The 24,101-nt window shown below is 43.4% G+C and carries 19 protein-coding genes; 13 read left to right on the forward strand and 6 right to left on the reverse strand.

From position 1 onward, the window contains the following. The first annotated feature begins 31 nt into the window (after positions 1–31). From ftsE to AC1TO8_RS15950, 5 genes are all read left to right on the forward strand, one after another. A complete protein-coding gene (gene ftsE / locus AC1TO8_RS15930) occupies positions 32–718 on the forward strand; it encodes a cell division ATP-binding protein FtsE (RefSeq protein ID WP_482056606.1) in 687 nt (228 codons plus the stop codon). Then, entirely contained in the window at positions 708–1,622 is a 915-nt protein-coding gene (gene ftsX / locus AC1TO8_RS15935; protein WP_482056607.1) for a permease-like cell division protein FtsX, read from the forward strand. Before ftsE ends, ftsX begins: the two co-directional genes overlap by 11 nt. A gap of 85 nt (positions 1,623–1,707) precedes the next feature. Beyond that, entirely contained in the window at positions 1,708–2,991 is a 1,284-nt protein-coding gene (locus AC1TO8_RS15940; RefSeq protein WP_482056608.1) for a murein hydrolase activator EnvC family protein, read from the forward strand. A gap of 129 nt (positions 2,992–3,120) precedes the next feature. Continuing rightward, a complete protein-coding gene (locus AC1TO8_RS15945) occupies positions 3,121–4,590 on the forward strand; it encodes a S41 family peptidase (RefSeq protein ID WP_482056609.1) in 1,470 nt (489 codons plus the stop codon). A gap of 762 nt (positions 4,591–5,352) precedes the next feature. Then, a complete protein-coding gene (locus AC1TO8_RS15950; protein WP_482056668.1) occupies positions 5,353–6,768 on the forward strand; it encodes a PDZ domain-containing protein in 1,416 nt (471 codons plus the stop codon). A 97-nt stretch (positions 6,769–6,865) separates the two neighbouring features. On the opposite strand, the gene AC1TO8_RS15955 is transcribed toward AC1TO8_RS15950, so the two are convergent. Beyond that, positions 6,866–7,540, reverse strand: coding sequence for a hypothetical protein (locus AC1TO8_RS15955; RefSeq protein WP_482056610.1), 675 nt, complete (start codon positions 7,538–7,540; stop codon positions 6,866–6,868). Then, a complete protein-coding gene (locus tag AC1TO8_RS15960; RefSeq protein WP_482056611.1) occupies positions 7,527–7,652 on the reverse strand; it encodes a hypothetical protein in 126 nt (41 codons plus the stop codon). The genes AC1TO8_RS15955 and AC1TO8_RS15960 overlap by 14 nt, the downstream gene beginning before the upstream one ends. 377 nt (positions 7,653–8,029) lie before the next feature. On the opposite strand from AC1TO8_RS15960, the gene AC1TO8_RS15965 reads away from it, so the two are divergent. After that, entirely contained in the window at positions 8,030–8,188 is a 159-nt protein-coding gene (locus tag AC1TO8_RS15965; RefSeq protein ID WP_482056612.1) for a hypothetical protein, read from the forward strand. A 661-nt stretch (positions 8,189–8,849) separates the two neighbouring features. On the opposite strand, the gene AC1TO8_RS15970 is transcribed toward AC1TO8_RS15965, so the two are convergent. Further along, on the reverse strand, positions 8,850–9,593 hold the full coding sequence (locus AC1TO8_RS15970) for a response regulator (RefSeq protein WP_482056613.1): 744 nt from the start codon (positions 9,591–9,593) through the stop codon (positions 8,850–8,852). Between the two features lie 109 nt (positions 9,594–9,702). Next, positions 9,703–10,860 carry a sensor histidine kinase gene (locus AC1TO8_RS15975; protein ID WP_482056614.1) on the reverse strand — a complete coding sequence of 386 codons (1,158 nt, stop codon included), beginning with the start codon at positions 10,858–10,860 and terminating at the stop codon, positions 9,703–9,705. Between the two features lie 181 nt (positions 10,861–11,041). Between AC1TO8_RS15975 and AC1TO8_RS15980 the strand changes: the two genes are divergently transcribed. From AC1TO8_RS15980 to AC1TO8_RS15990, 3 genes are read left to right on the forward strand one after another with little or no spacing between them, the layout of a single operon-like run. Then, the gene (locus AC1TO8_RS15980; protein ID WP_482056615.1) at positions 11,042–11,977 is read left to right on the forward strand and encodes an ABC transporter ATP-binding protein; all 936 of its coding nucleotides are present in this window, start codon (positions 11,042–11,044) and stop codon (positions 11,975–11,977) included. 12 nt (positions 11,978–11,989) lie between these two features. Then, positions 11,990–13,210, forward strand: coding sequence for an ABC transporter permease (locus AC1TO8_RS15985; protein WP_482056616.1), 1,221 nt, complete (start codon positions 11,990–11,992; stop codon positions 13,208–13,210). After that, positions 13,203–14,360: an ABC transporter permease gene (locus tag AC1TO8_RS15990; protein WP_482056617.1), complete on the forward strand. Its 1,158-nt coding sequence runs from the start codon at positions 13,203–13,205 to the stop codon at positions 14,358–14,360. Before AC1TO8_RS15985 ends, AC1TO8_RS15990 begins: the two co-directional genes overlap by 8 nt. Before the next feature lie 1,785 nt (positions 14,361–16,145). On the opposite strand, the gene AC1TO8_RS15995 is transcribed toward AC1TO8_RS15990, so the two are convergent. Beyond that, positions 16,146–17,024, reverse strand: a complete 879-nt coding sequence (locus AC1TO8_RS15995) for a flagellar motor protein MotB (RefSeq protein ID WP_482056618.1) — start codon at positions 17,022–17,024, stop codon at positions 16,146–16,148. Beyond that, positions 17,021–17,806, reverse strand: coding sequence for a flagellar motor protein (locus AC1TO8_RS16000; protein WP_482056619.1), 786 nt, complete (start codon positions 17,804–17,806; stop codon positions 17,021–17,023). Before AC1TO8_RS16000 ends, AC1TO8_RS15995 begins: the two co-directional genes overlap by 4 nt. 168 nt (positions 17,807–17,974) lie before the next feature. Here AC1TO8_RS16000 and uvrB point away from each other — a divergent pair, with 168 nt between their 5' ends. The 4 genes from uvrB (at position 17,975) to AC1TO8_RS16020 (ending at position 23,739) form a co-directional block, all read left to right on the forward strand. Further along, positions 17,975–19,966: an excinuclease ABC subunit UvrB gene (gene uvrB / locus AC1TO8_RS16005; protein ID WP_482056620.1), complete on the forward strand. Its 1,992-nt coding sequence runs from the start codon at positions 17,975–17,977 to the stop codon at positions 19,964–19,966. Positions 19,967–20,024: 58 nt separating this feature from the next. Continuing rightward, a complete protein-coding gene (uvrA, locus tag AC1TO8_RS16010; protein WP_482056621.1) occupies positions 20,025–22,886 on the forward strand; it encodes an excinuclease ABC subunit UvrA in 2,862 nt (953 codons plus the stop codon). A 152-nt stretch (positions 22,887–23,038) separates the two neighbouring features. Further along, positions 23,039–23,227 carry a hypothetical protein gene (locus AC1TO8_RS16015; RefSeq protein WP_482056622.1) on the forward strand — a complete coding sequence of 63 codons (189 nt, stop codon included), beginning with the start codon at positions 23,039–23,041 and terminating at the stop codon, positions 23,225–23,227. A gap of 305 nt (positions 23,228–23,532) precedes the next feature. Next, complete coding sequence (locus AC1TO8_RS16020; protein WP_482056623.1) at positions 23,533–23,739, forward strand: DUF2759 family protein; 207 nt, start codon at positions 23,533–23,535, stop codon at positions 23,737–23,739. The last annotated feature ends 362 nt before the right edge of the window (positions 23,740–24,101 follow it).

A 24,101-nucleotide genomic window follows, 5' to 3' on the forward strand; every position in this document is an offset into this window, starting at 1 on the left:
TGGCTGATAATGGGAACTGGGAAGTGATAATATGATTGAAATGCAAGATGTATGGAAGACATATAAGAATGGAACCCATGCTTTACAGGGGGTCTCCGTGAAGATTGACCGTAACGAGTTTGTATATGTTGTAGGTCCTTCTGGAGCAGGTAAATCGACATTTATGAAGCTTATTTATAGAGAAGAAGTTCCAACGAAAGGTCAAATTTCAGTTAACGGGTTCAATCTAGGTAAGCTGAAGCAACGCAAAATCCCTTACGTACGCAGGAATATAGGTGTTATCTTTCAAGATTTCAGACTGCTACCACGTATGACAGCGTATGAGAATGTTGCATTTGCAATGGAAGCTATTGAAGTGCCGAAACGTGTGATCAAGAAGCGGGTTATGGAAGTACTAGATATGGTTGGATTGAAGAACAAGGCGGGACGTGAACCAGATCAACTCTCAGGTGGAGAACAGCAACGGATTGCCATTGCTAGAGCGATTGTGAATAATCCATCTGTTATTATTGCGGACGAGCCTACAGGTAATCTAGATCCCGAGACTTCATGGGGGATTATGCAGCTTCTTGATGAGATTAACTTCCGTGGGACAACGATTGTGATGGCAACGCATAACAAAGATATCGTGAATAGCATGCGCAAAAGAGTTATCGCGATTGAACAGGGTAACATTGTCAGAGACCAAGCGAGAGGGGAATATGGGTATGAATTTTAACACCTTCTTGCGGCATCTACGAGAAGGATGCAAGAACGTATTTCGTAATGGATGGATGTCGATTGCATCTATAACTTCCATCGTTGTTTCTCTTTTCGTTTTAGGTGTATTTATTTTATTAGTGCTTAATGTCAATCAATTGGCGGATGACGTCGATAGCAAAGTCCAGATTAGTGCGTACTTGAATCTTGATGTAGATCAGAAGCTCCGTGAAACGATTAACACAGAGATTGGTCTCATACCTGAGGTTAGCAAAGTTACCTTTATATCCAAAGAACAAGGACTGAAGGAATTTACTGAGCGCTTAGGAGAAGATGGCAAGGAACTTCTTTCAGGATTCGATAATGACAATAATCCACTTCCTGATACGTTGGTGGTTGAGGTTATTGAAGCAATAACAATAGTCCAAGTGGCGGAGAAGATTACAGCGCTGAATGAGAGTCATCCTGAGTCTCCGATCATGAAGGTGAAATATGGCGAGGGAGCTGTCGAGAAGCTATTCAAGATTACTCGTGCTGTGCGAAACATAGGATTTATATTTGTCGGGGTTCTCGGAGTGATGTCCATGTTCCTTATATCCAATACGATTAGAGTTACGATTCTAGCTCGTCGTCGTGAGATTAGCATTATGAAATTGGTAGGGGCGACTAACTATTTCATTCGATGGCCTTTCTTTATAGAAGGTGCGCTCATCGGAGGGATCGGTTCTTTAGCTACATTAGGCCTTCTTTTCATAGGATATGGTCAGTTGGTACAGGCGATAAGTGGGGATGTTTCTCTAGGAATGATATTAATTCCGTTATCTGATATATGGTTGTTATTGAGCATTCTGATGCTCTCTATAGGTATATTGATCGGCATATGGGGAAGTACCGTCTCTATTCGTAAGTTTTTGAAAGTATAGTGCTGAGAGCTTTCGGACATGCCTAACGGCTAACGTGAACGATATATTATAGAATTAGATTATGCTAAAGGATGGCGAAACCAATTTGAAGAAGATAAATCTATTATTGGTTGTTATTTTGGCGGCGACCATGATATTTCAACCTAGTGATACTTATGCGAAGAAGCAAACGGTAAGTCAGATTGAGAAGGAATTGAAGGTTCTGCAGGAACGAGCGCAGGAAGCTAAGAAGACACAGGAGAAAGCAGCCTCTCAGAAGGAGGAAGCAGAGCATTACAAGGAGAAGAATATAGAGTACTTACATTCTGTGCTAGATGAAATTGATAGCGTTACGAATAAGTTAGCCGATATTTCAGGGCAAATTGATGAAACGAAGGAAAACTTAACGATAGCTGCTACTGAGCTAGATGCTGCGGAAGAACGTATTGCAACGCGTGAGGTGATGTTGGAATCTCGTGTGAGACTGATGTATACGGACGGTACTGTTTCTTATCTAGAAGTGTTAATGGCTTCCACTAGCTTTAGTGATTTCCTTGTACGAGCCGATTCACTTAAGATGATCGTGGATCAGGATCAGAACTTATTAGTTGAGCATAAGAAGGACAAGGAGACTGTCGTTGAGAAGACAGTGGAGTTAGAATTACAGTACGCCAAGGCGGAAAGCCTCTATTCGGAAATAGAGACGCAGAAGAGTATACTAAGTGAGAAGGAAGCTGAGAAGAAAGTTCTCATCGCTCAGTATGATAAAGAAATTGAAGAATCCAATGAATTAACGGAAGAGCAGGAGCTACAGCTAGTTGCTCTTGCCAGTGAGCGATCAACCTTGCTACAGGCGAAGAATAAGTTGGTAGCTGAAGAAGCTGCACGGGTTAAAGCAGCTAAGGCCGCTGCTGCTAAGCGGGCTGCTGCTGCCAAAGCGGCAGCTAAGAATAAATCTAAATCTACACCCTCAGTGGCTAGCTATAGTGGTAGCGGAGGTCCGTTGATGATGCCGGTAGCAGGCGGGCGATTATCCTCCGGATATGGTAAACGAACACATCCCGTAACGGGTGCAAAAGGCAAGATGCATAACGGTGTTGATTTCGCTGTGCCACAGGGGACAACGATTCGTGCAGCAGAATCAGGAACGATTATTCTAGCTGAATGGTACGGCGGTTACGGATATGCTGTTATTGTAGACCATGGTGGTGGCATGTGGACGTTATATGGACATATTCGCAAAGGCGGTATCTCGGTTAAAGTAGGTGACCGAGTTAGTCGTGGACAGAAAATTGCCGAGTCTGGAAGTACGGGCCAAAGTACGGGACCCCACTTACATTTTGAAGTACGTATTAATGGGAGTACCGTAGATCCATCGCCATATATTTAAACAATATGTTAAACTCTAAATCATGCTTATCTAACGTAAATAATCCTAACCTTTCGAACATATACTAAGCGAGGTACAATAAGACTGTGAATAGCGTTGGACAGACGCGAAGAAGGTGGTGAACTCAACATGTTAAAGAAACGTACGGCGGCACTCATGGTGGTTGTCGCCCTAATAAGCGGTAGTCTGCTGACACTTTTCCTAGGTAATTCCAGTAGTTTCGCTGGACAGGCTGCGAGTGGTGAAGGACTATTTGCTAGTATTACTAGTAGTGGGCTGAAATCTGCTGAGACTCGGAAGATCGGAGCGGCGCTTGATCTCATTGAGGGGAATTACTATAAGGATATTGATCGCAGTTCCTTGGTAGATGGTGCGATCAATGGCATGATGCAAGCATTGTCTGATCCCTACTCCACGTATATGGGACAAGAGACAGCACAACAATTCGTAGAGACAATCGAGGGTTCTTTTAGTGGAATTGGCGCAGAGGTATCCTTGGTCAATGGCAACGTTACTGTAGTCTCTCCGATTAAGGGCTCTCCTGCAGAGAAGGCAGGTATTAGATCTCAGGATGTTCTTCTCTCTGTGAATGGAGAATCATTGGCGGGTCTTGAGTTGAATGCTGCTGTCGCTAAGATTCGTGGTGTCAAAGGATCTACAGCTACAATACAGGTGAAACGTGAGGGTACATCTGAACCCATTGTATACGCTATTGTTCGCGATGATGTCGCTTTAGAAACGGTCAACGCTCGTTTGGGAGATGATGGAATTGGTATTATTGAGATCACTCAGTTCTCTTCAAACACAGCGGAACGATTTAAGAATGAATTATCGACGTTGGAGCAAAAAGGGATGAAGGGACTTGTCATTGATGTCCGTAACAACCCGGGTGGCGTTCTCTCTGTCGTAATTGATATTTCTCAACAATTCGTACCGAAGGGTGAAATGATTGTTCAAGTGGAGGATAAGAAAGGCAAGCGTGAGAAGAGTTTCTCTAAGGGCTCAAGCAAATCTTATCCGGTCACATTGTTAATGAACAAAGGAAGTGCAAGTGCGTCTGAAATATTGGCAGGGGCGTTACAACAATCCGCTGGTGTAATATTAGTGGGAGATAACTCCTTTGGCAAAGGCACCGTTCAGACAAGCTTCGAGAAGCAATTGGGTGACGGTAGCTTACTTAAGATTACAATTGCGAAGTGGCTTACTCCTAATGGTACTTGGATTCACGAGAAAGGAATTAAGCCAGATATTACAGTATTGCAGCCTGGATACTTCTCGGTAGCCCCGATTAATAAGGAGAAGACCCTGGAGTACAACATGAACAGTGAGGATGTGAAAAGCGCTCAAATCATGTTGGACGGACTTGGAATGAAACCAGGACGTACAGATGGCTATTTCGATCAAGGAACTCAGAAAGCTGTGAAGAGCTTCCAGACCAGCCAGAAGATTGAGGCTAATGGTATCGTCGATGCGAAGACAGCAGAGGCGTTGGAAACCATGTTGATTAAGCATATACAAGATCCTCTGAACGATACACAATTGAAACAAGGTATTGCAGAAGTGCAGAAGGAAATAAAGGCGATGGCGTCGAACAAGTAAGAAGGCTGAACGTTAGCCTTCTTTTTTTCTTACAGGACTTACAGGACTTACAGGATAAGAAAGCACACGTTTCACACATGAAGGCAGCATCACTCATGGATGAAGGCTGATCATGAATGATGAACACACATGAATAAGCTTACGCATGGATGAAGGCTGATCGTGAACGATGAATACACATGAATAAGGCTACGCATGGATGAAGGCTGATGAAGTTGGGATAGTTGTATAAACTGCACTTATTTAGAAGGAAAAGTAGTAGGAGAGAGAAATAGTTGTAAAAACTGCAGCTAAAAGTAGCGATAACGGTAAAAGTAGGGTTTTCCAGTAATTTAGATGTACTCCCTGCAACTAAATAGAGCTACAGGGGGAATTAGCCGGATTTAGATGCAGTTTATGCAACTAAAACCCTCGGCAGGGCGATTTAACCAAGTTTAACCGAATTTAGATGTGCTTTTTGCAACTATTGGTGATTTGTATATGTTGTATATGGTGGAAGGTGACTATAACTGGTGATTTGACGTTTAAATTACACCCACCACATGAACTCTTTTGCCGAGGACGTCGATGGACGCCTTTTTTTAAATATAAGAAAGTATAAGTTTCACTTGATACTCTATTTCTTAAATTTCAACAGATACGGGTACCGTCCTCGAAAAAGGACGTCATAGCCGTTTCTGCTTGAGACTTAGGATTAGCTATGAATGGTTGTGTTAGATTGTGAAGGAGTGTGACTAGACTTTGGATGTGGCTCTAGAATTGATGTGGAATATGACGGACGCTCTAGTACAGCTGTTGACTCAGCCCTTTTATTATATTTCAATTCTGTTTATCTTGTTATTCTATCGTCAACAGATGTTGATGGAACGGAAGTTATTTCATGTACGGCTTCATAGTTGGAGTCTACAAGCTTGGCGTACGCTGATTGGCGGCTTGGTAGGTGGTATATGTGTATCGATCGTGATTGCTTTCCTAGGGATCTCATTAACTCCAGCAGCGATTATTTGCATATGGGTTGTAACGCTAGCTATGTTACTGTTAGGTGTTCGATACTTGTGTTTGGCCTACTCGGTAGGTGTGCTGGGGGTCATTCAGTTTATTCTGGGATTCTTTCCGAATTGGCAGCCGGAATCTTATTTAGGGAGCACGACCGAAGCGGTGAGGGCGCTTGATATACCATCTCTAGTTATCTTGGTAGCTATTTTACATTTGGTTGAGGCTATTCTGATAAGGAAACAAGCTGCTTCATTCGCGATGCCGCTGTTATTGGAGAGTAAACGAGGAAAGCTAGTGGGAGGGTATCAGATGCAGGCCTTCTGGCCATTGCCACTGTTTCTACTTATTCCAGCTCAGACGACGGGTAATATATTACCTTGGACACCTCTTCTTGGGGGAGAGGGTTGGGCTTACGGCTTTAGCATGCTGGCACTCCCTGTCATCATAGGGTTTAGTGGAATGACACAAAGTGTACTTCCTCAACAGAAGTCTAAGAGTACATTCAAGAGGCTTATAATATATAGCGTCATTCTTCTGATCATTGGAGCACTTTCTGCATGGTGGAATCCACTTATGATTGTGGCTGCGCTCGCGAGCTTTGTGTTGCACAGAGTGTTGGAGTGGGCTAGTCAAATAGAGGAGCAAAGTCGTAACTCGCTATTTGTTCACCCCGTGGAGGGATTGCGTGTACTTGCTATTGTACCTAATAGCCCGGCTGAAGAGCTTGGGATTACCCCTGGCGAGACGTTGCTGAAAGTAAATGGTGTTATTCTCCATACTGAAGCGGAGCTTCACAGCTCTTTGCGAATGAACTCAGCCTTCTGTAAATTAGAAGTGCAGAACTTGGCTGGCGAGAGTAAATATCTTCAGCGTCCAATGTATGCGGGGGATCATCATCAGTTGGGTGTTATTCTTGCGCCGGATCAAACTGTCAGAGACGTAGCCAACTTGAGACCCGCCAGCATCTATCAGATTGTTGGAATGAAGCTTAACACTCGAAAGCGGTTCAGATTAAGTTGGGAAGATTACATCACGGAACCTGTATCGCCAGTTGACTTTGCGCTAGCCGAAACAGCAGCGGCAACGGATGGGAAAGTGTCAACGGACGGCAAAGTGACAACGTTAACGGATACCGTCCCTGATGACTCGGATGTGGTAATACGCTATCCGTGGGATCGGTGATCGTTTTTGCAACTAAAGCTGATGACTTGTCAAACCAATGGGTAACCAATTGGGGTTGTATTTGATTTGACAAGCCGTCATAAATAGCAATATTAGTTTATTGAATGAACTCCCAAGCATTGCGTTGTAGTTCATAGTGATGGATTCGTAAACCATCCCTAGTTGCAATTGGACGAATCCAGCCTTTGGAGCACAGTGATTGAAGTATTCGCATGGCAGTTCGATGGTTAATACCGAGATGAATGGATACTCTCTTCGGGCTAAGAGGTTTAGTCTGGGATAGTGCTAAGCGGATGACCTCATTCTCGGATATTGATGAGAGATTCGTTGGTTGGTCTAGCGCAAGATACCGATTGAGTAACATTTGAAGTAAGTCTCTACAAAGCTCTGGTCGTTCAGAGACATCATCATATGCGAAAGAAATTATGCGGTAACCAGTACACTGTAGAAATAACTCCCGATTCAACTCATCGCAATACTTTTGGCGATTCATATCACGCACATGTGGGCCATAACCTTTAATTTCAATGATGAACTTTAAGTGTCCCTTCAAATAGGCGAAATCACCGAAGTAGGAACGACCGCGCCAATCGGCAACCTCGAATTCTGGGTGTAATCCATCAAAGTTTTCATAGAGTGGCCACCAAACATGTTTCAGAAATAGAATTTCCCCATGATTGTGTCCGCGTTCAAGACGCCCTCTTCTCTCACCTGAACGGCGATTCAAATGATGTTGGAAGAATACCTGATGCTCCTCCTCAAAGTTTCTCATTCCAATTCAACTCCTTAGTCGATGGATGAGTAGTAACATGGATCTGCTTACTTAACAGCGCACGCAGAAACGCCCCACTCATCAGATAAGATGGTAGGACGTTCTTCGTCACTAATATATTTTGATTATAACAATATACATCCAAATAATCTAGAGTCATTGATTTGAGCCGTGCAGTGACGGATTAGGAATAAAAAATTAGGCGGAATAACTGTCGAGAGTTTACTGAAATGCTGTTGTATAACGGACTATTCGTGTAATTGATTAATCAGAACGCAATACTGCGGAATAGTTGCATAATATACATTTAATTTGGGGGAACAGCCATAAATGAGAGAAATAGTTGCAATACTACAGTTAAAAGTGGCGATAACGATGAAAAGTGGAATTTCCAGTAATTTAGATGTAGTTTATGCAACTAAAGTTGGTTAAAGAGGAATATGGCTGGATTTAGATGTAGGCTGTGCAACTAAAGTTGGCTAAAGGGCGATGTGGCCGGAATTAGATATGCTTAATGCAACTGTGTGGGCTCCAGGAGGGGTAGAGTTGGAGCGACTTGTGGTGCCAGTGGAGGAGCAGGGTAAGGAGAAAGACTGGTATGTGTCAATCCACTCTGAGAGTAGCTTATTATGTAACTCTTATTTCTAAGGGGCAAACGTTAATCCGTTTACTTAATAGCGCACACTGAAACGCCCCACTCATCAGATTAGATGGTAGGATGCTCTTCGTCACTAATATGGACCTTGCAGTAACGGATTAGGAATAAAAAATTATGCGGAATAACTGTCGAGAGTTTACTGAAGTGCTGTTGTATAACGGACTATTCGTGTAATTGATTAATCAGAACGCAATACTGCGGAATAGTTGCATAATATACATTTAATTTGGGGGAACAGCCAGAAATGAGAGAAATAGTTGCAAAACTACAGTTAAAAGTGGCGATATCGATGAAAAGTGGAATTTCCAGTAATTTAGATGTAGTTTATGCAACTAAAGTTGGCTAAAGAGGAATATGGCTGGATTTAGATGTAGTTAATGCAACTGCAGGCGGCAACCGCAGGCGATAAAAGGATGCCGCTCCATCCAGAATGGGGGGACAACCATTTCCTTTATGGATCTGTGCGCCTTCCCTTTGTACGGATCACGGATCCTCACATTCTCATATCTTCGTATGATTCTCACATCCGCGAATGCCCCTCACATTCTCATATCTTCGTATGATCCTCACATCCGTGAATGCCCCTCACATTCTCATATCCTCGCAAGCTCCTCACATCCTCGTATGCCCCTCACATCTTCCTCATGACCCTCATATCTGAGCCTTGAGATAAAGGATGGCAATCTGGGTGCGGTCTCGTAGCTGTAGTTTGCTAAGGATGTCTGTAATATAATTCTTTACCGTGCCTTCGCTGAGGAAACATTCCTGGGCGATTTCTTTATTGGATAGTCCTTCTGAAATGTGGCGGATGATTGTGAGTTCCATGGGCGATAGGCCGTACTGGGATACCATTTTCCCATCAGCATGAGGAGTTGAAGTTGTACTTGCCGCTGACTGTAAATTTGTTGCAGTTGCAGTTGCAGTTGCAATTGCATTTACAGCCGGAGTTACCTGTAAATTTGCTGCAGTAGCTGGGGGACGCAAGAAAGTCGTGAGTTTACGGGCAATGTCGGGATGAATTAGGAAATCTCCTTCATGTACCGTTTTAATGCCATGGATGATGCGATCGGGTGCGATGTTCTTAAGTAAATATCCACTCGCACCGTTCTCCAGTGCTTGAATAATATACTCGTCATCATCAAAAGTAGTGAGCATGAGTACCCGAGTGTCAGGAAATAGCTCCTTTACCCGCTTCGTTCCCTCGACACCATCACATATCGGCATTCGAATATCCATGAGCACGACATCTACATGTAGCCCCGATACCATCAACTCTACGGCATCCACTCCATTTGCTGCACAACCTACGACCTTAATTTCAGCATCCACAGCCATTAATACTTTTAAACTCTCACGAATAAATTCATCATCATCTACGATCAATAAAGAAATCATCTCGAATCCTCCCTATATCTACATGAACTTGGTGTTGGAATACGCTGTGTTTGTATGATCGAGTTACTCTTGCAACTTGACAGAGGAACTCAGTGTTACCGGCCTTTATTCATATAATCTCGTTGCTCCTGTATACAGGCAGTCGTGTTACAACCGTAAATGGATAGGCCCACTGAATATCAACGCTCCCACTAACGAGTTGTGTCCTTTCCTGCATCCCGCTGAGGCCCATTCCTAGTTGTCTTTTACCCTGACCTGGAGATTCACCAACGATCCCGTTATTGCTGACAGACATACGTATTTCGTTATCTTGATAATCAAGAAGGACTTCAATGGATGTAGCTTGGCCATGCCTGAGAGCATTCGTAAGCGCTTCTTGGGCATTCTTGTACAATATAATTTGTATGCTTGGGTACAAAGGGAAGGGAGTGCCTTTGGTGGTGAGGCTAGTGTGAACCCCTGTTTCTCGACCTATATTCTCAAGAAGTCGGTCGATAGCATACTCATCCTTCAAAGAAGTGATGGGACGCATTCTTTTTACAGTATTACGCATGTTATCCATGCTATCGGATACTTGGTCTCGTATTTGAAGCATCATATCGTATCCATGGGGAGCATCGTTTGGCATGATCTGAATGGCTGCCTCCATCATCATTTTGACACGAATGAGTCGGTGACCGATATCGTCATGCAGTTGTCTAGCTATCCGCTCGCGCTCACTGGATTGAGCCGCACCCTCCACTTGATGATTGAACTCTACTAGTCGTTTACGTGTTTCATCCAGCTCGTAGTGCTTCTTGCGTAGTTCATCATAGAGACCAATGATCTCTTCACGGCCCGTGGTAGCACGCTTTAATAAGGATACTAAGATAGCCACGATTATAAAAATGAAATTTGCACAGATGATCCATAAACGCTCTTCGTATTGAAAAGCTAGATTAAGTAGCGCAAGATGACTACCCAATGCCATCAAGCGGAGCAATGAAACAGCCGGCAAGAAAGCATAGGAGAGTAAGGCGGATAGCGATACAAACAACATCAGATGACCATATGTAGTACATAGCCAAGCAGAAAATATGACTTCCACGCAGAGAATGAGTCTTTTGACAGAGAGGTTATGTAGAGATCTTTCTAATACTGTGAGGCTCAGAAAGAGCAGCATGACTAAAGTGAATTTCCCGTAATTGTCATACGGATAGATATACATCGAGATAAATGCACTTAAGATAATGATGCTGTAGCGAATCGCTGAGAGAGAATAGGACAAGGTGATCGACATCCTTTATAAATCGAAATAGTCCAAGATGGCTTCATTATAGCATAGGACAGGAATGAGGAAGGAGATGACTTTCGTCACCAATAGCTCATGACCTTTAGGACCTCTTTTATAAATAAAATGGCAGTATAATAAGTTGCAAGAGTCAAAAAGGATCAAGGGAGCGATGAACATGGCATTTGTAGAAATGAAAGATGTTGTGAAGCGCTATGAGAATAAGATATCGGTGGATCATTTGAATTTAAGCATTCATGAAGGTGAAATATTTGGTCTATTGGGCCCGAATGGAGCAGGGAAGAGTACAACCATTAATATGATGAGTGGGTTAATGAAATTAGATCAAGGAAGTATTATAGTCGACGGTATATCTGTAGATGAGCGGCCGCTTGATGTGAAGAGACGTATTGGTCTAGTCCCGCAGGATCTAGCGTTGTATGAGACGATGACGGCAGCAGACAATGTTACGTTCTTCGCTAAATTATATGGACTGCGGGGTAAACTGCGGAAGGAACGAGTGGATGAGGCGTTAGAGTTCGTCGGCCTACAAGATCGTGCGAAAGAAACACCAGCTACATTTTCTGGGGGGATGAAAAGAAGGCTGAATATTGCGTGTGCGATCATGCATCGTCCGAAGTTAATTATTATGGATGAGCCAACGGTAGGTATTGATCCACAATCACGTAATCATATCCTTGAATCTGTACGCACCTTGAATGCGATGGGATCTACGATTATTTATACAAGTCATTACATGGAAGAAGTAGCAGCGATCTGCGATCGGGTCGCCATCATGGAGCAAGGGCATATCATCGCATGTGGTACACAACAGGAGCTGCGCGAGCGTGTCTCAAGTGAAGAGAGAGTTGTGATCAAGACGACGCAGGTCCCAGCAGCTGTCATAGACGAGCTGAAGCTCCATCCACGAATTTCTAAAGTATCGGTCAATGAAAATATGATTGAGCTGTATGTAGGTTCCTCTCAGCAAGATTTGCAAGATATCTTATTCATCTGTGCTAAACACAATGTCATTATACAATCGCTTGCTTGCGAAGAGCCGAATTTAGAGACACTTTTTCTAAATCTTACGGGACGTAAGCTGCGTGATTAGGGGGTGGTCGACTTGAGTACATGGACGATTGCCTGGTACGAGTTAAGGAGGATGTTTCGTTCGAAGTCGGTAATAATCAACTTGTTCTTACTACCTTTGATACTTATTTTCATACTAGGTACTGTTTTCTCTAGTACATTTAACAATGGTAATCAGGAGTTTACACCCGAAGTCGTGAAAGTTGCTATGGTAGGGGGCGCGGGGACGAAGGATGGTGAGAGTTCTCCATTAGAGGCGTATTTGAGAAGTCCAGAAGTTGCGGAAAGGATAGAGCTACACCAAGCGGATTCTAGAGAAGAAGCAGAGCGAAGTGTACGTGCACGAGAAGTAGATTATGCCGTTATCGTTCCTCCTGATTTCGATACTCAAGTGATAAGTGGTAACGAAGCAAGACTTGAGTTGATCCTTGGACATAACCAAAGTGATAATCTAGTTGCGGGTACGGTATTTGATACTATTTTGGATGAGATGAATCAGAGTCTAGCGGTGTCGTCTGTCATAGGAAATATCGGAGAGAAGTCATTAAGCGATACTGAGGCCGCAAACATAAGTTCAAATTCGAGTCAAAGCTCGAATACGCCTGAGGCTCCTCCATCCTATGTTACCGTGGGTAAATTGAGCGATTCAGGAGTCGCATACACAGCTTCCCAGTATTATGCGGGCGCGATGATGATCATGTTCCTGCTATATGCGGGTAGTACGGCCAGTACGAGCCTGTTTAATGAAAAAAGTAATCATACCCTGTACCGTCTTCAGTCGCTACCTATTTCATCTGCCCAAATTTTTATTGGTAAAATTATTGGGAATAGTATTGTAGCCATATTTCAAGCAACGGTTATTATTACGGTATCTTCTCTATTATATGGTGTGGATTGGGGCAACCAGCCAATATTGCTCGCTGGGGTCTGTATCTTGCTAATTATAGCTTCAATGGCGATTGCCGCGTCTGTGACGCTGATGGTCAGAACCAGTTCAAGTGCCGATACGATTATGCAAGTTATTATTATAGCGATGACTTTTCTGAGTGGTGGGTTTATGCCTCTGCCCGTGGATATCATTAACTATATCGGAGTGTTGAACGTTAGCCATTGGGGAATGGAAAGTTTGCTACAAATTATGTTACAGGCCAATACCATGGAAACGATGAAAAGCATCGGTATGTTGGCAAGTATGTGCCTGATTCTAATCGTAGTGACAGTTGGTCTATATCGAAAGGTGGGATACCATGAATAGCCTAACGATTGCTTGGAACATGATCAGGAGAATTATCGGAAGCCGCAAAGGCATCCTAATGTATGTTATTCTTCCTTGTATTGTTGTTTCCCTAGCCGTGGCATTTTTGGGCGGGGCGAATGGTTCGACGGTAATAATTCCATACTCGAATCAGGACTCTGGACCAGCAGGACAACATGTGATTGATGAGTTATCTAGGAATAGTAACTATGTGCTGGAATTGAAAGATAGTGAAGAGGAAGTTAGAGACATCATTCTTGGAAAAAAAGGGACACTTGGTCTTTCGATACCCGCTGGATTCACAGAACAGATACTTCTAGGACTAGAACCTCAGATAACGATGCTTGAGCTTACAACTAGTGAAGCAACGTATATAACCAAGATGAGCCTGAATCGCTTAATTGGGGGAATGATACAAGCAGCAGGGATGGTCAGCAGCCTCGATCGGCTTAACGGTGTTTCATTGGATGTGTTCGCCAAAACTCTAGAGGAAATCAGTGAACATCGTATTCAATCGGACAAGACAGACTATCAGCTGTATGCCAATCCGTGGATCAATAATGCAACAGGATTCACCCTTATGTTCATGATGGGATTAGTGACAAGTACTGTTAAGTTGATCATGGATGATCGCAGGAGCAGAACCATTGCGCGTATCTTTAGCACTCCAGTAAGATCTTATGAGATCTCACTTGGCCTTATGCTAGGGAGCTTATTGGTTGGTCTTATACAAATCGTTGTTGTTCTAATTCTTAGTCGTTGGGTACTACAAGTTGACTATGGTATTCCGTTCTTCATGCATATATTGATTCTTGGATTCTTCATGTTAGTGGCCATGGGTATCGCAAGCACAGTAGCGGGTCTGGTACGTAATCCGAATAATGCAGGCATGTTGAACTCCATCATCATCACACCAACCTGTATGCTGGGAGGTTGCTTCTGGCCCTTGTCCATCATGCCGGATTATTTGCAAAAGGCAGCTAATTTCATTCCGCAGAAATGGGCCATCGAGGCAGTTAATCGAATTGCCTCAGGAGGGCATTTGATCGACATTTGGCTTCCGCTCTTTATTCTAGGACTGATGGCAATCATCTTGCTCGCCATTGGATCTGTGATCCTTCGACCTAGTGATACGGGGGTTAATGCGTAGGGAGCAAGTTAAGAACTGAGCCCCAGAAGAAGGTGGTCTCGGTGGTGTGATTCAGTTGTCTTCGGTGCAACAACCACATAGTCGAATAGTGGAACATATGCGGCCGCTGTTCGGCTACACGAGGTCAAATATCTGCTAAATCAGCTGCCAACAACCACTGACTAGCCGCCAAGTAGCCGCTCGAAAGCACCAAATGCGGCCGCTGTTCGGCTACACGAGGTCAAACATCTGCCAAATTAGCCGCGAACAGCGACCAAGCAGCCACGACACAGCCATTTAGTTGCATAAACTACACTTAATAATCAAGAAAAGTTAGAATCATAGGAAATAGTTGCATAACTACAGTTAAAAGTGGCGATAACGATGAAAAGTGGAATTTACAGTAATTTAGATGTACTATCTGCAACTAAAGTTGGCTAAAGAGGAATATGGCTGGATTTAGATGTACTTAATGCAACTGCGCGAGCCCTCAAGTGGTGAACCCACAAGTAGAGTCACAAGTGAACTCACAAGTAGAGCCACAAGTGGGCTCATTGAGGAATAAAGGAAAAAGATAGAGACAAAAGAGACTGGTTATCTGCCAACAACCACTGACTAGCCGCCAAGTAGCCACTCGAAAGCACCAAATGCGACTGCTGTTCGGCTACACGAGGTCAAACATCTGCCAAATTAGCCGCCAACAGCCACCAAGCAGCCAAGAAACAGCCATTTAGTTGCATAAACTACACTTAATAATCAAGAAAAGTTAGAATCATAGGAAATAGTTGCATAACTACAGTTAAAAGTGGCGATAACGATGAAAAGTGGAATTTACAGTAATTTAGATGTACTATCTGCAACTAAAGTTGGCTAAAGAGGAATATGGCTGGATTTAGATGTACTTAATGCAACTGTGCGAGCCCTCAAGTGGTGAACCCACAAGTAGAGTCACAAGTGAACTCACAAGTAGAGCCACAAGTGAACCCAGAAGTAGAGCCACAAGTGGGCTCATTGAGGAATAAAGGAAAAAGATAGAGACAAAAGAGACTGGTTATCTGCCAACAACCACTGACTAGCCGCCAAGTAGCCACTCGAAAGCACCAAATGCGGCCGCTGTTCGGCTACACGAGGTCAAACATCTGCCAAATTAGCCGCGAACAGCCACCAAGCAGCCACGACACAGCCATTTAGTTGCATAAACTACACTTAATAATCAAGAAAAGTTAGAATCATAGGAAATAGTTGCATAACTACAGTTAAAAGTGGCGATAACGATGAAAAGTGGAATTTACAGTAATTTAGATGTACTATCTGCAACTAAAGTTGGCTAAAGAGGAATATGGCTGGATTTAGATGTACTTAATGCAACTGTGCGAGCCCTCAAGTGGTGACCCCACAAGTAGAGTCACAAGTGACCCCACAAGTAGAGTCACAAGTGAACTCACAAGTAGAGCCACAAGTGAACCCACAGGTGGGCTCATTGAGGAATAAAGGAAAAAGATAGAGACAAAAGAGACTGGTTTGTGTCATTCGACTCTGAGAGTACCTTGTTGTGTAACTGTTGCTACTATGGAGCTAGGGAGACGACGATTTTACGAGTTCAGACGAAGGTGTAAGTAACGATGGATAAGGTAATGATGGATAAGGTAATGATAAATAAGGTGACGATGGACATAAGAAGGACAGCCACTTAGCGGCTGTCCTTCTTGTTTTTTATATGATAAGAACCTGTAACATCATGCATGACGCGAATGGCGGATCGGCCAAGCTATCGTCCATCATCAGTCACAGTAAACAAATCTACCGTTATTCCTCCTGAAGCTGGCGCAGAACGATGAGTTCTACCCGTCGATTACTCTGGCGACCTAGTTCCGTTGCATTGTCTCCAACAGGACGAGTATCGGCATATCCAGCGTATTGAAATCTATTAGCAGGTAGCTTCTCTTGCTCGAGGAAGAACCTAAGAATGGACAAACCACGTGCTCCAGATAGTTCCCAGTTATCTTGATATTGGGAAGAGTACTTGATTGGTAAGTTATCTGTGTGACCTTCGATGCTAACAATAGTATCAATATTTCTAAAAAGGCTGGCAAGCTTAGATAATGTAGGAGTTGAGACTTGCTTGAGATCGGCCTTACCTGTATCGAACACGAACTGATCACTAAGTGTAATGGAGATTCCCTGAGGATTATCAGCCACAAAGATCTGATCCTGAAGATCGTTATCAGATACGTAATTTGAGATAACAGACATTAATCCGTGCAGTTCTTCTTCCTGCGCTCTGAAGGCTAACTCACGTTTAGACAACGCTTGAGGTTCTTGATCACCTTCTTGTTCGGGCTCTTCGTCAATTATCTGATTCCCCTGTTGTTCCTTTGATGGTTCTTGTTCAGCATCAGTCACGGGTGATGTTGTAGAATCTGGATTTCTGTGCGTATATTTATTTGCAGTACCAGTTAGTCCAGAACCTAGTTCGAGAATGGAATCGCCCGAATTGAAAGTAAGATGAAGCGACTGAGTCATTCCTTCGTATTTACTTTCATCGAGAGAGCTCATGGCAAACATCATCACGAAAAAGATAAGCAACAATGTAATCAAATCAGCATAAGTGATGAGCCAACGATCACGACTACTATGCTCAGCGTGATCTTGCTTTCGTTGAGCTCGTCTACTCAGTTGCCTCATTCAAAGCCCCCCTTTGGGAATTTAGGGGAAAGGATATAATTCGTTGGCTCAAAGGAACTGATCTTTTTACGTACAGTTTGGGGATGTTCGCCGTCACGAATGGCAAGAATTCCTTGAAGAATAAGCTCCATATTCTGAATTTCATCAGTACTCTGCGATTTAATCTTCGAAGCAATGGGTAAAAAGATAAGATTAGCACTTACGACTCCGTACAGTGTTGCAATAAAAGCGACAGCAATGGAAGGCCCTAATTGAGTAGGCTCAGATAGATTACCGAGGACATGAATAAGACCCATGACCGTACCGATAATACCCATAGTAGGAGCATAGCCCCCAGCGGATTCGAATATTTTGGCGTAGCTGGCATATTTCAATTCTGTTCGATCCATCTCAATCTCTAGAATTTGTCTGATAAGAGCAGAATCATTCCCATCTACAACCATCTGTATACCTTCACGAAGGAATGAATTAGGGTGATCTTGCGATTGCAATTCGAGGTCCAATATACCATTTCGTCTTGAAGTTGTGGCAAGCTCAACAATATCCTCTATGAGCTGCTCGTTATTGTTCTCTGATCGAATGAACGCATAGCGAAGAGCTGTAGGAATCGCTTTAAGCTTTGCTGCTGGAAAACTAATGACAACCGCTGCAAAGGTTCCGCCAAATACAATCAAGGCTGCAGTCGGATGGAATAATCCTGTAAATTGCCCTCCTTCCCAGAGGAAACCTCCAATGAGTGCGGCAAGGCCGGCTAGAACACCTAATACTGTAACGATATCCATGATTACGAACCACTCCGATCTTATAGTTAGGGTTTGCATAGCTTATCTGATCCGAGTATAATAAATGGGAACAAATATTCTTATTAAAAATCAATTTCCTGGTAATATATTTATCGGGAAATCTCGACATATACTTTACTATTTTAGATGATAAGGGGTGATTGGGCAATGAGCGATATTGTGATCAGTAACAAGCCGTTTGAGCTTGAATCGGAATACACTCCGCAAGGTGATCAGCCTACAGCGATAGAGGAACTGGTGGAAGGGCTCAGAAATGGTACAAGAGAGCAAACATTGCTTGGTGCAACAGGCACAGGGAAGACATTCACGATTGCTCAAGTGATCTCCAAAGTAAATCGACCTACACTAGTTATTGCACATAATAAGACCTTGGCTGCACAGCTTGCGGCTGAGTTCAAGGAATTCTTTCCACATAACTCCGTAGATTATTTCGTGAGTTATTACGATTATTTCCAGCCAGAAGCCTATATTCCTTCGACGGATACCTACATTGAGAAGGATTCGAGTATCAATGAAGAAATCGATAAACTTCGACATTCAGCGACAAGCTCGTTGTTTGAACGGCGAGATGTTATCATCGTTGCGAGTGTCTCTTGCATCTATGGTCTCGGATCGCCCCGTGAGTATTCCGACCTGTTGCTCTCATTGCGGGTGGGTATGGAGAAATCGCGTAACGATATTCTGAGTCGGCTTGTCGATATTCAATATCAACGTAATGATCTGAATTTTGTGCGTGGAACATTTCGGGTGCGTGGTGATGTCGTAGAGATCTTCCCTGCTTCGAACGGGGAGCGTGCGATTCGTGTCGAAATGTTCGGCGATGAGATTGAGAAGATTACGGAGATCGATGTATTGACTGGCGAATTAGTTGGCGTTCGGGATCACATTGCGATCTTCCCAGCATCTCACTTTGTTACGAAAGAAGAGACGATGAAGGTTGCGTTGGTCAATATTGAGCGGGAACTGGAAGAACGATTGACTGTACTGAAAGAGCAAGGCAAGCTATTGGAGGCACAGCGACTAGAACAACGCACGAGATATGATATCGAAATGATGAATGAGGTCGGATTCTGTTCGGGAATTGAGAACTATTCAGGACCGTTAACATTTCGTGAATCAGGGGCTACTCCTTATACGCTAATGGATTATTTCCCTGAAGATATGTTAGTCGTTGTTGATGAGTCCCACGTCACATTACCACAGATTCGTGGGATGTATAATGGGGACCGAGCCCGTAAGACGATGTTGGTAGATCATGGATTCAGGCTCCCATCGGCTCTAGATAATCGACCATTAAGGTTCGAAGAGTTCGAGGAGAAAGTCAATCAGATTGTCTATGTGTCGGCAACACCAGGACCTTTGGAACTTGAACGTTGTGAGACGATGGTGCAACAGATTATTCGTCCAACGGGTCTTGTGGATCCTATTATTGAAGTTCGCCCAACCAAAGGGCAGATTGATAATCTAATCGAAGAGATTCATCTGCGCATTGCACGTGAGGAGAGAGTGCTTGTAACGACGCTTACGAAGAAGATGTCCGAGGACCTCACGGATTATTTGAAGGAAATTGGCATCAAGGTCAGATATCTGCACTCTGATATCAAGACGTTAGAGCGCTTAGCTATTCTCCGTGATTTACGCCTCGGTGTATTCCATGTATTAATTGGTATTAACTTGTTGCGGGAAGGTCTCGATCTCCCAGAGGTATCACTAGTGGCTATTCTGGATGCAGATAAGGAAGGTTTCCTTCGTTCTGAACGCTCCCTTATTCAGACGAGTGGACGAGCGGCTCGTAACTCTGAAGGGTATGTCATTATGTACGGTGACAAAATAACAGACTCCATGCGCAAGGCGATCGACGAAACAACACGTCGACGCACGATTCAGATCGCTCATAATGAGAAACATGGCATTACACCTCAGACGATTCGCAAAAAAGTACGAGATGTCATTGAAGCTACGAAGGTAGCTGAATCTAAATCGGACTATCTCACAGGCGACCTAGCGAAGTTGACGAAGAAAGACCGTCAGAATGTTATGCAAAGACTTGAGCAGGAGATGAAGGAAGCAGCTAAGAACCTACAGTTCGAACGAGCTGCAGAGTTGCGTGACGCCTTATTAGAGCTAAGAGCAGATTAAACTCAATGAGAATAATCCCAATGTAAGTGTAAATCTTTTTAGGAGATGATGATGATCGATGGCAATTGATAATATAGTGATTAAGGGTGCGAGAGCACATAATTTGAAGAATATAGATATCACGATTCCGCGGGACCGCTTTGTTGTACTAACAGGGCTTAGTGGTTCGGGTAAGTCTTCGCTTGCGTTTGATACGATTTATGCAGAGGGTCAGCGACGTTACGTCGAATCCCTCTCAGCTTACGCACGTCAATTTCTAGGTCAGATGGAGAAGCCGGATGTAGATTCAATAGAAGGATTGTCACCAGCTATATCTATTGATCAGAAGACAACGAGTCGGAACCCTCGCTCTACGGTGGGAACAGTAACGGAGATTTATGACTACTTACGTTTGTTATTTGCACGGGTGGGGCATCCACATTGCCCAACTCACGGCGTAGAGATTACATCTCAGACGGTGGAACAGATGGTTGATCGGATTATTCAATATCCTGAGAAGACGAAGATACAGCTACTAGCTCCTGTCATTTCTGGACGAAAGGGAGAGCACAAGAGTGTTTTTACCGATATTAGTAAGCAGGGATTTGTGCGCGTTAGAGTAGATGGTGAACTTCGAGAACTATCCGAGGATATCGAACTTGAGAAGAATAAGAAGCATACGATTGAAGTGGTTGTGGACCGAATTGTGGTGAAGGCTGATGTAGAAGCCCGACTTGCAGATTCAATTGAGACAGCATTGAAAATTTCAGGTGGACAGCTATTAGTAGATGTCATGGGAGAAGAAGAACTGCGATTCAGTTCGAACTTTGCGTGTCCTATTTGTGGATTCAGTATGGAAGAGTTATCGCCAAGGATGTTCTCCTTCAACAGTCCATTCGGAGCTTGTGTAACGTGTGATGGGTTAGGTGTGAAGATGATTGTTGATCAGGATTTACTCATTCCTGATTGGAGTAAATCGATCGATGATGGTGCATTCCTAGCATGGACTGGAAGTACATCGAATTATTACCCACAGTTTCTCAAATCAGTAAGTGAGCATTTTAAGATTCCTCAAGATGTTCCAGTAAGTGAATTTACGCCAGACCAAATGAATAAGCTGTTGTACGGAACAGGAGAAGAGAAGATACGCTTCAAATATGAGAATGACTTCGGTCAGCGCAAAGAAGCGCTAGTGACTTTCGAAGGAGTTATCCCCAATCTTGAACGTCGTTATCGTGAGACAGCTTCAGAAGGGATTCGCGAGTTCATCGAAGGCTTCATGAGTGCCAAGCCATGTGAGGTATGTAAGGGGCATCGATTGAAGAAGGAAATCTTGGCTGTGACTGTGGACAATCACAATATCGCAGACGTGACCAGCCTTTCGATCGGGGAGGCAGTGACTCTGTTTAATAGCTTGGTATTAAGTGAGAAGGAGACGGCGATTGCTACGATGATCTTGAAGGAGATTAATAGCAGATTGGGCTTCCTAATCAATGTAGGACTGGACTATCTGTCCTTAAGCCGTGCAGCAGGAACATTATCAGGTGGTGAAGCACAACGGATTCGTCTAGCGACACAGATAGGATCAAGCTTAATGGGCGTCCTCTATATTCTAGATGAACCAAGCATAGGCCTGCATCAGCGCGATAATGATCGGTTGATAGCTACGCTTGGGCATATGCGCGATTTGGGGAATACACTGATCGTGGTTGAACATGATGAAGATACGATGATGGCTGCTGATTATATTATTGATATTGGTCCGGGCGCTGGTATTCATGGGGGGCAGGTGATTGCCCAAGGTACCCCACAAGAGATTATGGATCATCCCGACTCCTTAACCGGACAATATCTGAGTGGGCGTAAGTTCATTCCAGTGAATACGGAGCGACGGAAGCCTGAGGATCGTTGGTTAGAGATTAAGGGTGCCAAGGAGAATAACCTTAAGAATATTAATGTAAAGATCCCGTTGGGTGTATTCACCGCAGTAACGGGTGTATCAGGTTCTGGTAAGTCTACGCTTATTAATGAAATTTTATATAAAAAGCTTGCCCGGGAATTAAACGGTGCCACGAAGGCACGTCCTGGTAAACATAAAGAGATCAATGGACTAGAGCATCTGGATAAAGTCATTGATATTGATCAATCTCCGATCGGACGCACGCCGCGGTCTAATCCAGCCACGTATACAGGTGTGTTTGATGACATTCGTGATATTTATGCACAGACGAATGAAGCGAAGATTCGTGGCTATAAGAAAGGCCGATTCAGCTTTAACGTGAAGGGCGGCCGGTGTGAAGCATGTCGTGGGGACGGGATTATCAAGATTGAGATGCATTTCCTACCGGATGTCTATGTCCCTTGTGAAATTTGTAAGGGCAAACGCTATAACCGCGAAACCTTGGAAGTTAAATATAAGAGCAAGAGCATTGCCGAAGTATTAGAGATGACGATTGAGGATGCGACCGAATTCTTTAAGAATGTCCCTCGTATTCATCGCAAATTACAAACGCTACTTGATGTAGGTCTTGGGTATGTGCATATGGGACAGCCTGCAACGACACTCTCTGGTGGTGAGGCACAGCGCGTGAAGCTAGCTTCGGAACTATACCGACGCAGTACGGGTAAGACGATGTATATTCTCGACGAACCTACTACGGGGCTTCATGTGGACGATATTGGGCGATTGTTGACTGTTCTCCATCGCTTAGTCGATTCGGGAGAGACTGTACTTGTGATTGAACATAATCTCGATGTCATTAAGACAGCGGATTACGTCATTGATCTTGGTCCAGAAGGTGGTAGTGGTGGAGGAACGATCTTAACGACAGGTACACCAGAACAAATTGTGAAGGTAGAGAAATCTTATACGGGCAAGTATTTGAAGCCTGTCCTTGAACGGGATACAGCGCGTAGTAAGGATATGGTAGTTGTTAGCTAGATTGAAGCGGATCGTAGCGAGAGTATAGCAGATTATTGCTGAGATCTGGACGGATTATAGTTAGGATAAAGATGGATCATTGGGCCAGCTCTTGTAGCTGGTCTTTTGGTGTTCTATTGGTGTTCTATTGGTGTTAATTGGGAGCCCGGAGTATGAATGTTAATTTAGACAATGGTGGGGTGGACACGGCATTGGCTGCTACTTGTTCGAAATATCTACTTTGTCGTCAATTTGTAGAGAGCTGGACTTTTAGTTGTAAAAAGGCACTTAATCTGGGAAGAAAGGTGCGTGGGAGAGAAATAGTTGTAAAAAGGGCATCTAAAATAGAAGAAACGGCGTAAAATGGACAATATCTCATAATTAAATGCCATTTCTGCAACTAAAGTTTGCGTATGAGCCATTTGATCGAATTTAAGTGTACTTTTTGCAACTGCGCGTGAGTAAACGACTTGGACTGGAACTGGAACAGGTGCACCTAGTCATGATGGGGGGGCATTGAATAATTTCAATGAAATATATCATAGATAACCACATGGAATAAATTTTTTTTGTGATCAGGGCTTGCATAAGATTAGTTGGGAGGATAACATATAAATAGATGTAAAAAAGTTAAATGTGTGAACTTACATAGAGGAGGTACTAATGTATGCTATTGGCAGAGGCTGCTGAGACTGTATCCAAATTCCATGTGTTTGATATATTTATGATTTTGTTTACGATACTTATATTTATAGGGGTCGTACGCTTAGTAACCCAACCTAATAAGAATCTTTTCGCTATCGGATTTAGTGTAGTTAGTTTATTGGTATTTCTGTATTCAGATTATGCCATGGTATTAGGATGGCTTAGTTAAGGCCATAAGAAACAACAATGAAGAGTATCAACGAAGAAGACACCTGACTGCGGATGCGGGGGTGTCTTTTTGCGCGCATTGTTTGCTATGGCTCAAGTGTAGCTACCGGTGTGAGCATAGCTGTGTCTTGGCCAGCTCAATGCGTTTAATGGATCTTTTTTTTCCATATATATATAAAGACTATCCTTACTCTCACGGTATATATAATGCGAACCGATATAGAACTTATAGCAATTGTTCAAGCTGAATTAGTGTGATACATTGGGGTTAATCCTCATATGCATGAATATAATGATAGAGCAACTTAGAGAACAACTTAGATATAGAACGGCTAGAGGGAAATGAGAGAGGGTTGGGTGAGG

The organism is Paenibacillus sp. Y859, from assembly GCF_056786405.1.

What these genes read in the sequence shown, in the direction of transcription:
- ftsE (WP_482056606.1), top strand. Translation starts at nt 32, where the DNA reads ATGATTGAAATGCAAGATGTATGGAAGACATATAAGAATGGAACCCAT.
- ftsX (WP_482056607.1), top strand. Translation starts at nt 708, where the DNA reads ATGAATTTTAACACCTTCTTGCGGCATCTACGAGAAGGATGCAAGAAC.
- AC1TO8_RS15945 (WP_482056609.1), top strand. Translation starts at nt 3,121, where the DNA reads ATGTTAAAGAAACGTACGGCGGCACTCATGGTGGTTGTCGCCCTAATA.
- AC1TO8_RS15950 (WP_482056668.1), top strand. Translation starts at nt 5,353, where the DNA reads ATGTGGAATATGACGGACGCTCTAGTACAGCTGTTGACTCAGCCCTTT.
- AC1TO8_RS15955 (WP_482056610.1), bottom strand. Translation starts at nt 7,540, where the DNA reads ATGAGAAACTTTGAGGAGGAGCATCAGGTATTCTTCCAACATCATTTG.
- AC1TO8_RS15965 (WP_482056612.1), top strand. Translation starts at nt 8,030, where the DNA reads ATGTGGCCGGAATTAGATATGCTTAATGCAACTGTGTGGGCTCCAGGA.
- AC1TO8_RS15970 (WP_482056613.1), bottom strand. Translation starts at nt 9,593, where the DNA reads ATGATTTCTTTATTGATCGTAGATGATGATGAATTTATTCGTGAGAGT.
- AC1TO8_RS15980 (WP_482056615.1), top strand. Translation starts at nt 11,042, where the DNA reads ATGGCATTTGTAGAAATGAAAGATGTTGTGAAGCGCTATGAGAATAAG.
- AC1TO8_RS15990 (WP_482056617.1), top strand. Translation starts at nt 13,203, where the DNA reads ATGAATAGCCTAACGATTGCTTGGAACATGATCAGGAGAATTATCGGA.
- AC1TO8_RS15995 (WP_482056618.1), bottom strand. Translation starts at nt 17,024, where the DNA reads ATGAGGCAACTGAGTAGACGAGCTCAACGAAAGCAAGATCACGCTGAG.
- AC1TO8_RS16000 (WP_482056619.1), bottom strand. Translation starts at nt 17,806, where the DNA reads ATGGATATCGTTACAGTATTAGGTGTTCTAGCCGGCCTTGCCGCACTC.
- uvrB (WP_482056620.1), top strand. Translation starts at nt 17,975, where the DNA reads ATGAGCGATATTGTGATCAGTAACAAGCCGTTTGAGCTTGAATCGGAA.
- uvrA (WP_482056621.1), top strand. Translation starts at nt 20,025, where the DNA reads ATGGCAATTGATAATATAGTGATTAAGGGTGCGAGAGCACATAATTTG.
- AC1TO8_RS16015 (WP_482056622.1), top strand. Translation starts at nt 23,039, where the DNA reads ATGAATGTTAATTTAGACAATGGTGGGGTGGACACGGCATTGGCTGCT.
- AC1TO8_RS16020 (WP_482056623.1), top strand. Translation starts at nt 23,533, where the DNA reads ATGCTATTGGCAGAGGCTGCTGAGACTGTATCCAAATTCCATGTGTTT.